This window comes from Hyphomonas chukchiensis, from assembly GCF_000682695.1.
GTDB classification, from domain to species: domain Bacteria; phylum Pseudomonadota; class Alphaproteobacteria; order Caulobacterales; family Hyphomonadaceae; genus Hyphomonas; species Hyphomonas chukchiensis.
The window spans coordinates 1-10,005 of record NZ_AWFG01000045.1 but is presented as its reverse complement, the minus strand read 5'-3'; the positions used below and the strand labels follow the sequence as shown (position 1 = coordinate 10,005).

11 protein-coding genes are annotated in these 10,005 nt (G+C 61.2%); 6 read left to right on the top strand and 5 right to left on the bottom strand.

The genetic code is table 11. The features are described from left to right. The coding region (locus HY30_RS20365; protein WP_206741477.1) for a hypothetical protein at window positions 1–231 on the top strand (231 nt) is incomplete at its 5' end. Here HY30_RS20365 and HY30_RS13910 read toward each other — a convergent pair. Together HY30_RS13910 and HY30_RS13905 are read right to left on the bottom strand one after the other, a co-directional pair. Further along, on the bottom strand, window positions 217–651 hold the full coding sequence (locus HY30_RS13910; protein WP_034741841.1) for a CBS domain-containing protein: 435 nt from the start codon (window positions 649–651) through the stop codon (window positions 217–219). The genes HY30_RS20365 and HY30_RS13910 overlap by 15 nt on opposite strands. A gap of 91 nt (window positions 652–742) precedes the next feature. Further along, window positions 743–1,450 (bottom strand): rhomboid family intramembrane serine protease, encoded by a 708-nt coding sequence (locus HY30_RS13905; RefSeq protein WP_034741838.1) that lies wholly within the window; start codon window positions 1,448–1,450, stop codon window positions 743–745. Window positions 1,451–1,582: 132 nt separating this feature from the next. Here HY30_RS13905 and HY30_RS13900 point away from each other — a divergent pair, with 132 nt between their 5' ends. Beyond that, window positions 1,583–1,963 (top strand): DUF4345 family protein, encoded by a 381-nt coding sequence (locus HY30_RS13900; protein WP_162176953.1) that lies wholly within the window; start codon window positions 1,583–1,585, stop codon window positions 1,961–1,963. A 58-nt stretch (window positions 1,964–2,021) separates the two neighbouring features. Here HY30_RS13900 and HY30_RS13895 read toward each other — a convergent pair whose 3' ends face one another. Further along, complete coding sequence (locus HY30_RS13895) at window positions 2,022–4,628, bottom strand: TonB-dependent receptor (RefSeq protein WP_206741476.1); 2,607 nt, start codon at window positions 4,626–4,628, stop codon at window positions 2,022–2,024. 416 nt (window positions 4,629–5,044) lie between these two features. On the opposite strand from HY30_RS13895, the gene HY30_RS13890 reads away from it, so the two are divergent. Beyond that, complete coding sequence (locus tag HY30_RS13890; protein ID WP_034741844.1) at window positions 5,045–5,602, top strand: PAS domain-containing protein; 558 nt, start codon at window positions 5,045–5,047, stop codon at window positions 5,600–5,602. A 5-nt stretch (window positions 5,603–5,607) separates the two neighbouring features. On the opposite strand, the gene HY30_RS13885 is transcribed toward HY30_RS13890, so the two are convergent. Next, complete coding sequence (locus HY30_RS13885) at window positions 5,608–7,242, bottom strand: choline dehydrogenase (RefSeq protein WP_034741833.1); 1,635 nt, start codon at window positions 7,240–7,242, stop codon at window positions 5,608–5,610. A gap of 151 nt (window positions 7,243–7,393) precedes the next feature. Between HY30_RS13885 and HY30_RS13880 the strand changes: the two genes are divergently transcribed. Further along, window positions 7,394–7,993, top strand: a complete 600-nt coding sequence (locus HY30_RS13880; protein WP_051615500.1) for a PilZ domain-containing protein — start codon at window positions 7,394–7,396, stop codon at window positions 7,991–7,993. On the opposite strand, the gene HY30_RS13875 is transcribed toward HY30_RS13880, so the two are convergent. Continuing rightward, window positions 7,990–8,520 carry a gamma carbonic anhydrase family protein gene (locus HY30_RS13875; RefSeq protein ID WP_034741829.1) on the bottom strand — a complete coding sequence of 177 codons (531 nt, stop codon included), beginning with the start codon at window positions 8,518–8,520 and terminating at the stop codon, window positions 7,990–7,992. The two genes, HY30_RS13880 and HY30_RS13875, sit on opposite strands and share 4 nt — an antisense overlap. Window positions 8,521–8,777: 257 nt before the next feature. Here HY30_RS13875 and HY30_RS13870 point away from each other — a divergent pair, with 257 nt between their 5' ends. Both HY30_RS13870 and HY30_RS13865 read left to right on the top strand, forming a co-directional pair. Beyond that, window positions 8,778–9,593: a PhoH family protein gene (locus tag HY30_RS13870; protein ID WP_034741827.1), complete on the top strand. Its 816-nt coding sequence runs from the start codon at window positions 8,778–8,780 to the stop codon at window positions 9,591–9,593. Window positions 9,594–9,722: 129 nt separating this feature from the next. After that, window positions 9,723–10,005: alpha/beta fold hydrolase (locus tag HY30_RS13865; RefSeq protein ID WP_034741825.1), on the top strand; the 283-nt coding region annotated here is incomplete at its 3' end.

The window sequence follows — 10,005 nt, the reverse complement described above, 5'->3', positions numbered from 1 at the left end:
CCTGCAAAATCAGGCATTTCAAGGAGCCGCATATATAGCCGCTATTCGAAGAAAAAAGCAAGAAGTTTTTTCTTATTTAGCAGCCCGATCTGCGGGCCCGCTTCGGAAACCCAAGGGCGTCTTCAGCGGAGGCCGGGGAATACCCCCCATGGTCGGAAGCCGCAACCCCTGAAAACAGCCTTTCAGCAGAAATCTGCAGGTTTTGTTGCAGACGGGTCAGTACTGCGCTGAAAGATAAGACTTCATTGCCTCGGCCTCGGCCTCGGTTTCAGCAATTTTCCATTTCACGAGATCGCCGATCGACACAAAACCGATGAGTCTATCGTTCCGGAGAATGGGCAAATGGCGGATTCTGCGGTCCGTCATGAGCTGCATGGCGACATCAATTGCCATCGTGGACGGCACCGTGACGACATCGCGAGTCATCGCGTCGCCCACTTTCATGTCCAACGCGGCCTGTCCGTTGCGGGCAACCTGGCGAACAATGTCCCGCTCGGACAGGACACCAATGATGGAATCGCCGGAATCAAGCGCCACGACGGCACCGATTCGACGCTTGTCCAGCACCTTGGCGACATCACCAAGCGTGTCATCCGCGCCAACCGAGATCACTTCCCGGCCTTTATCATTCAGAATCTGGTCAATCGTCATGTAGCATCCTCCAAGCCTCTACCGGTGAATCCGGTTTCTTTATTGAGACACTCTATCATATTCGGCGCACCGAATCGATGAGGAAGACTAATCAGACCGCGATGCCCTCGCGGCGCCACATCACGAATCGGCACGCAAGCGCCCCCGCCACATAGCCACCGACATGGGCCTGCCACGCGATTCCCGCGCCCATCATGGATGGGCCGACCACCGCAAGCACCACATTGGCCACAAGGAAGACCAGGCTGGCCCCGAGGAACGGTCGCGACAGGAGCCTGGGCCGTGCGCCCTGCTGCGCCAGAAGAACCGCCGCAATCAGGCCTGACACACCCCCGGACGCGCCGATTGCCGGCGGGCCCGCCGGATAATTCGCGGCAAGGTGCGCGACAGAGCCGCCCGCCACACTCACAAGGAACAATAGGAGGAAGACGTATCCCGCCCGATTTCGCTCTTCGGGCCCCGTTCGCTCCAGATATTCATACACTGGCTTGCCGACGCCCAGCAGCATCGCCGCGTTCAGGCCCACATGGACCCAGTCACTATGAACCAGGCCCGTGGTCAGCAGGGTCGCCAGGGCCGCGAACACGTTGGCATAGGGCTCTGCCGCGCCGGGCGGCATGCTCGCCCCCGCCCAGCTCCAGAATCGTTCGGGAAAAAGCGCGGTCTCCCACAGCAAAGAGTCCTGCATGCCTGAGGGCAGGAAAACGCGAATCGCATGGGCCGCTAGCAGTACCAGCGCGATCCCCGTCACCCAGGGTGGAGCATTGATAATGGGCGGACGTCCGGGATTGCGGGCCATTCAGCCTCCTGCACAGGAATCACTTCGTTCCTTATATAGTCATGCACACTGGCAATGGCAGGCAATGCCTGCATCGCGCGCCTTGGACGCTTTCGCCTTTCCATGCGCGAATCGCGGCCTAACTTGTTCGCCATGATGATTCGTCTCTTTCTCGCGGCCATGGCCGTCAGCTTCGCCGGCTTTGGCCTCTGGTCCCTGGTGGACCCGATCGGCATGACATCCAGCCTCGGTGTAGATGTCAGCGGCCCCAACGGCGCCTATGAGATGCGCGGCGTCTATGGCGGCGTCAGCCTTGGCGCGGCCGGCCTGATGGCAGCTGGCACCGTGCAACAGTCCCTCCTGCGCCCTGCGCTCTGGTTTCTCGTCACTTATCTGGGCGGCTATATCTTCGCCCGCGCTGCCGCCCTGCTGCTCGGCCCTGCCCCGACACCTGATTTCTACCTCTTCATCGCCTTCGAATCGCTCGGTCTCATCCTCGCGGCGGTGTCGCTGCGGGTGAACGCCGGCCGCTGAACGTAAAAAAGCCCCGCCGCAAGCGACGGGGCTTCTCTCATGTATATGGCGCCAGTCCCTAGAAAGACTTGCGCACCGTGATGCCGTATGTCGGCGGCTGGCTCGGATAACCGTTGATCGAACCGCTCTGCGCCGTCGTCGGGAACGCAACCGTGATGTACTCGTCATCAAAGATGTTGCGTCCCCACACCGTCACGCCAAGGCCATCCGCAGTCGTGAAGCCGGCTGACGCGTTAAACGTGCTGATCTTGTGGGTATCGTTGATGAGCGCCTGATTGGCCGGATCGTCGAAATAATCCGTCTCGCTCTCATACTGCCAGTCAACACGCACGAAAGAGGCCAGCGAGTTCACATCGAAACTGTACGTCGCCGATGTCGAGGTCGCCACTTCCGGGATGTCATAGGGTTTCTGACCCGACAGATCGAGTTCGTTCGATGCCGACAGCGGCAGGGACGGGTCGATCTTGATGCCCGTGCTCGTGAAGTCGTCATAGACCGGATCCTGGAACGTGCCCGCAAAGGTCAGCAACAGGTTGTCCGTCGCGTTCCAGGAGGCATCAACTTCCATGCCCTGTGTCGACTGCTTGCCGGCATTGGTCAGGTTGAAACCGGTGCCGGAGAACGTGTTGGACTGGAAGCCCTCAATCTCCTGGTCAAACAGGGCAACGTTCACGGCGAACGTGTTGTAGGCGAATTTCGCGCCCAGTTCGATCACAGTTGCCAGTTCAGGCCCCGCATAGCGCGTACCGACAGACAGGTTATTCACCGCCAGGCCCGCATCACGGATGGGCGATGAACCAGGGCTCGTAACGGACGAACCAGCCGTGAAGTCGCTCGCGAACGGGCGGCTGTCACGTGACAGGTTCCACGACGTGGCCTTGAAGCCGGTGCCGTAGGACGCATAGACGTTCACATTGTCGGTCGCGTCATATGCGAGGCGCAGTGTGTAGGTCAGCTTGTCATCCTTGGACTTGCCGTCTTCGACCGCATTCGGGAAGTTCAGGAAAGGTGGCAGGAATTGCAGGGCCTGCAGGGCAAGAAGCGGATTCTGATCCGGATCCTGCACAGCCGCCTGAATACCCGCGAAGGCCGCCGGGTTGGCCGCTGCGAACGCACCGACTTGCGCCGGGTCAGTCGCGTCGACACCAAAGTTGCCAAGCGCCTGGGCAAAGCCAAGTGCCACAAGGTCGACGCCGGAGAAAACATCCGTGTCCACGATGTTGCCGTAGGCATCCTTCTTGTCCTCGGTATAGTTGAGACCCACAGTGGCCGTCAGGCGATCCGTGGCATGCCAGTCAACCGTACCGAACATGGACCAGGCTTTGTTGTCCTGACCAAACTGTTCCGTCAGGCCTTGGCCCGATTGACCGAACACCTGACCGACCGGAAGGCCGAGCGCCGCCTCAATCTGACCGAGCGCGCCGCCGGACAGGATATCCGCGTAACCGCGGAAATCGTCACCAAAATAGATCTGGTTGCCGATATCGACCGTCTCATCAAAATAGAAGCCGCCGACCATCCAGTCGATCGGGCCATCCGTGTCGGAGGTCAGCCGGACTTCCTGCGTGAATGTATCAATGTCGGTCTGGTTCGCATTGGCGCTTAGCAGGTTTGCCGTGGTGAAATCGGAATCGGCGTTCTGATCGACGCTCGTCTGGCGATAAGCCGTAATCGAGGTCAGCGTCATCTTGCCGAGGTCGAAATCGCCCTGCAGTGAGAGGCCGCCATTGTCGATATTGTTCGTGGAGCCGAAATTGTAGCCGACCTTGTAGAGGTCGCCAGTCACAACCTGACCACCGAGCGCATTGACGACCGCGCCCGTCGGGCCGTTCACAACGTTCACCGCGCCGCAGCAGATCTCGTCAATCGTGTCATAGTCGCCGATCAGACGGAACGACATGTCCTCGTTCGGTTCGAACAGGAGCTCACCACGGATACCGTAACGGTTGCGCTCATTGGTATCCGGACCGTCGCCGATATCCTCGATATAACCATCGCGCTTGCTGTAGCTGCCGCCCAGGCTGAACGCGAGCGTGTCCGTGATCGGGCCCGTGCCGTAGACCTTGGCGCGATAGCCATTGTAATTGCTGACCGTGCCTTCAACGCTGGCCATGGGCTCGAACGAAGGCTTCTTGGTCACCACAGAGATGACGCCTGCCGAGGCGTTCTTGCCGAACAGCGTCGATTGCGGGCCGCGCAGCACTTCCACGCGCTCGATGTTCGGCAGGTCGGAGATCTGCGAGGCCGAACGCGAGCGGTAAACGCCGTCGATGAACACGCCCACCGACGGTTCGATACCGGCATTGTTGGCGCCGTTGCCGAAGCCCCGGATAACGAAGTTGGTGTTGGCCGACGACTGGAGCTGGCCGACGCTGAGCGATGGTACCAGAGACTGCAGGTCATTGAGATCGGTGATCTGCGCCTTGGCGATCACGCTGTCATCGACGACGGACACGGCAACCGGCACATCCTGCAGCGTCTGCTCACGCTTTGTGGACGTCACGGTCACGGTCTGCATCGTGCGCGGGGAGTCGTTATCCGTTTCCTGAGCAACGGCTGGTGCCGAGAGGCTCGCAAAGGCCGCAAGGCCCACGCTCATCGTCAGTGCAGTTTTAAGATGGTTGAAATTCGGGCGTACTTGCATACGCGAAGGTGTCTGGGACACTCGGTATTCTCCCTGGTATTTTATTTTAAGGTCTGAGAGGAGCCGCGAAAGTCGCGGCGGCGATTATTTGACGGTGAGCAAATAAGTATCTGAGCCGCGAATCTTCGCAAGGGTGTATTCTGTATTTTCGGTCATGCTGGCTGCCACAAGCCCCTCCATCCGCGACACGATCCCGGCCTGCTCCACCCCCAGCCCGGCTGGACGCAGCCAACTGTTTCGGCTTGGCACGTCGCGCCCCCTTACCGCTGATAATGATGACACCAGGTCCCCGCTCATATGCCCTGTGAGGGGAATTTTGAGGCTGAAACCGCGCGAATTTCGCCAAACGCGTACTCCTGCAACTGGAATGCTTATTGCGAATGGCACCGCATGAATGGCCCGGTTCGGGTCAATGAAACATACGGAGAATGCCTGTCATGCAAGACCGGTCGCTACACCCAAATACCCGGATCCTGGTCGACGCATGGCGCCGGATGGGCCGGACCCCTTCAACCAATACAGTCGACGACCCACGCGTCGCCGAGCACCCGGACCTGATCACGCAATTGTTCGTGGTCCAGCATAGCCGCGAATATGGCTGGCTCTTCCGCACGGCAGGTCAGGGGCTCTCCGGCCTGCTCGGGCGCGACCTCACGAATCACGACTTCCTTCAGCTCTGGAGCGGCCCCGACCGGGAGATGATGGCGCATTTCATGGAAGCCGTCCGCTTTGATGGCGCCCCCGGCATCATCCGCGGACGCGGCGAAACCCTGACGGGCCAGCGCGTGGAAGTCGAAATCACCCTCATGCCGCTCGTCCGCCCCGGCACCGGCGCGCATGGCGATACACCGCGCCTGCTTGGCCTCTACCAGACGCTCGGCGGTGAACCCATGCTCAAGGGCCGTCCTATCTGGCGCCACCGCATTTCCATGCTCGTGCCACCGGATACGCATTCCACAGGCCCGCAACTGCGCCTTGTTTCCACCAACGGCTAACCGGTTCAGGCGGGCGTGAGGGTCTCTTCACGCGCCAGCGCCCGCTTGCCCAGCATCATGTCTGCCGCCTTCTCGGCGATCATGATCGTCGGCGCGTTCGTGTTCCCGCCAATCAGGGTCGGCATCACGGACGCATCCACCACTCTCAATCCATCCACGCCACGCACACGCAGCTCCGCATCGACCGGGCTCGACTCGCTCGTCCCCATCGCAACCGTGCCGACGGGATGATAGATCGTCTCGCCCATCCGGCGGATGAAGCTGTCAATGTCATCATCCGTCGAGACGCTAGCGCCGGGCATGATTTCGTTGCCGCGCAGGGCGTTGAGGGCGGATTGTCCGCAGATCTCACGCACCATTTTCACTGACTCCCGCATAACGCGGCGATCTTCTTCCGTCGCCAGATAATTCGGGTCGATGGCCGGGTGCGCAAACGGGTCGGCCGAGGCGAGGCAAATCGTGCCCCGGCTTTCCGGACGCAGCTGGCACGCATGAACCGTGAAGCCATCCTTCTGCGGGTCATGATTGCCATGATCCATCATGATGGCATTCACGAGGTGAAGCTGGATGTCGGGCATCGACAGGCCTTCACGTGAATTCAGGAAAGCGCCTGCCTGCAGGAAATTGTCCGCGCCCGCGCCGGTCTGGTTATAGAGGTACCGCAGGCCTACGCCGAGTTTCTTGAGGCCCTTCTGCTGGGAATAGGCCGACACAGGCTGCGTCATCTCGTGGATCACGGTGACGTCCAGATGGTCCTGCAGGTTCTGGCCGACGCCCGGCGACTTCACGGTCGCCTTGATGCCGAACCGGTCGAGATGTTCCGGATTACCAATGCCTGACAGCATCAGGATCTGGGGCGACTGCACCGCCCCCGCGCAGATCACGACTTCCTTGTCGGCATGGATCTTCTGGGTCAGCGCGCCCTTGCCTTCAACAACCTCGACACCCGTCGCCTTGCCATTCTCGATCAGCACACGCGTGACCAGTCCTGTCGAAATCACGGTCAGGTTCGGCCGCACGCCCTCGATCGGGCGCAGGTAGCCGAATGAGGCGCTCCAGCGTTCGCCCTTGTGGATGGTGCGCTGGTAACGGCCAAAGCCCTCCTGCTGGGCGCCATTGAAATCGTCCGTCAGCTTGTAACCGGCCTGTTCGCCAGCCTGAATGAAGGCGCGATAGATCGGCCCGGACATCGGGCTTTCCGACACGCGCAGCGGGCCGGCGCCGCCATGGAATGCATTATCGCCGCCTTCATAGGCTTCCGAGCGCTTGAAGTAAGGCAGCACGTCGGCATAGCTCCAGCCCTTCAGGCCCATCTGGGCCCACTGGTCGTAATCGCCCGCATGGCCACGGATATAGACCATGCCATTGATCGAGGACGAACCGCCCCAGCCCTTGCCGCGCGGCCAGTACAGCTTGCGGCCGTTCATGTGCTTCTGGGCCTCGGTATAGAAGCCCCAGTTATAGTCTCCCGCCTGCTTGATCAGGCTGCCGACGCCCGCCGGCATCCGCACCATCAATGCATTGTCCTTCTTGCCGGCCTCGATCAGGCAGACCTTGATCGCCGGATCGGCCGACAGGCGGTTCGCCAGGGCGCATCCAGCGCTTCCAGCGCCGACGATGATGTAATCATAAGTTTCCATGGCTGTGTGGCTCCGCCCCGTATGGGAAATGTAATGTCGCCGAGAACGCGAGTTCCGGCCTGTTTCGGCAACACTTTGTGAACGAAAACCGGCTAAGTAAAGTGCTCACCGTGGGACATGCTTGGAGAGACACGGCTTTCAGGAGCACGAAATGCCCGTTCCCCATGCCCCAATGGTCAGCACCAGCACGCTGATTAACCCCAACAAGGACAGGCGGCTCCACAAGCGGATCGCCCTCAGCCTGGTCGGGCGCCTGCTCGACGAGACCAGCGCCGACCATGATGTCCGAACGGTCGACATTTCCTGTTCCGGCGCGATGATCCGGTCGGCCCACAGGCCCCAGCCGGGCGCGCAGGTGATTTGCTACTTCAACGACCTCGGACGCGTCGCCGCCACGGTGATCCGTTCCGGCCCCCAGGGCTTTGCCGTGCATTTCAAGGCGGCTCAGCACAAACGCGACAAACTCGCTGACCGGCTCACCTGGCTGCTCAACAAGGACAAGCTTTGTCTGGCCGACGAGCGCTCCGCCGCACGGGTCGCCACGTCAGGCCCGGCCTTGCTCACGCTGGCCGATGGAAGCGAAATCCCGTGCCGCGTGCTCGACATCTCGCTGACCGGTGCCAGTTTCGAGGCAGAGGATGGCACGCCCATGGTGGGCGACGTGGTTATGGCCGGCAATGTGCGCGGCGAAGTCGTGCGCGTGGAACAGAAGCGTTTCGCCATCCGCTACTTGCGCAGCGACGAGCTCTAGTCGATCCGCTTCACTTGGTCCCGGTGCTTCTTCCAGTTCTCCACATAGTGCAGGGCCGAGATTTTCAGCATCTGCACCTGCGGGCCTGACAGCTCTTTCACCACTTTGCCGGGCGATCCCATGACCAGTGAATTGTCCGGGATTTCCTTGCCTTCGGGGATCAGCGTGTGCGCCCCGATGATGCAATTCTTCCCGATCTTCGCCCGGTTGAGAATGGTTGAGCCGATGCCGATCAGTGTCTCGTCACCGATCGTGCAGCCGTGCAGCATCACCATATGCCCCACCGTGACGTCACGCCCGATGGTCAGCGGCGCGCCCAGATCGGTGTGCAAAACGCTGCCGTCCTGAATATTCGTATTCTCGCCAATCGTGATCGGGTCATTGTCGCCGCGAACCGTGGCGCCGTACCAGACAGAGGCATTCTCCTTCAGGATCACGTTGCCCATAACTTGGGCATTCTCCGCGACCCAGTAGTTTCCGCTTGCCGGCAGCGTGGGGCGGGCCTCTCCTATCTGGTAGATTGCCATGATGATTCGTCCTCTCGTTTCGCTTGCGGAATATCGCTTAAAGGATTTGATAACCCTGTTAGTGTTTAATCATCAACAGATTCGGACGTGGAGATGGTCATCCAGAGACCTTGTCACACCTCGCCGCCGGGACCGCATGTTCCCGGACTGGCAACACCGCCCTCAGGGCGGCCCGGTCTTTCTTCCCCCGTTTTTCGCCAAGCCGTCCGCAATTCTGCTGACGGCTTTTTTTCTGCCTGGAACCAAGGAGTCCTCCCATGGGTAAACGCAACCCCGCCAAGCGAATGAAGACAGCATCAGAGGTGAAAGCCACTGCCTGGATTCAGGATGCCGGTCGTGGCCAGCCGCCCCTTCTCCACGCCATTGAGGGAGGCCGCAGCTGGCACCCCGACGATGCAGATACCCGCAACCGCCCCACCGCCGCGAATGGCGAGGCCGACCGGACCCAGCGCTACCAGAAAACCGTCAAACCCCGCTCTGAAAACCAGGCCCAGCTGATGAACGCCATGGACACCCATGCGCTCGTCGCCGCCCTCGGCCCGGCCGGTACGGGCAAGACCTACCTCGCCGTCTGCAAGGCCGTCGAAGCTCTGCAAAAGGGTAAGGTCGCCCGCATCATCCTCTCCCGCCCCGCTGTCGAGGCTGGCGAGCAGATCGGCTTCCTGCCCGGCGCCATGGAAGACAAGCTCGCGCCCTACCTGCGTCCGCTCTACGACGCCCTGTCGGACCGCCTCTCGCCCGGCCAGCTCAAGCACATGCTGTCGGAAGGCGTCATCGAGATCGCGCCCATCGGCTTCATGCGCGGACGCACGCTGAACAATGCCTTCATTGTCGTCGATGAGGCGCAGAACTGCACCTATACGCAGATCAAGATGCTGCTCACCCGCCTCGGCTGGCACTCCACAATGGTCATCACCGGCGACCCGGCCCAGACCGACCTGCTGCCGGAATTCTCCGGCCTCGCCAATGCCGCCGAACGGCTCGAGAAACTGGCCGGCGCGGCCGTCATCCGCCTCCAGGGGCAGGACGTCGTCCGTCACCCCCTCGTCCAGGAAATGCTCGAAGTCCTGTAACCGCTTTTACCCCTGCCTCAGCCCGTCCGGGAAACCGGGCGGGCTCTTTCTTGGCCCCGCGTCAGGCTTGACCGGCGCGCGCTCCCCGCGTCAGGTGCTGGCAAAAGAAACGACCCAAGGGAGAGACACATGATCCGCTTCGCCGCGCTGGCCTTCGCTTTGGCCCTCCTCCCCTTCGCCAATGCCCGCGCCGAGGAGGCCCCCGCCATGCACACTTACGAGTCCTTTGACGGCACACAGATCAGCTATCAGGAACTGGGCACCGGCCCGCTGGTGATCCTCCTCCACGGCTTCACGTCCAGCGCCGCGCAGAACTGGATCCAGTCCGGCATCGCCCAGAAGATCGCCGATGCGGGCTATCACGTCGTCGCGCCGGACCTGCGCGGCCATGGCGCCTCGCCCTACAATGCCC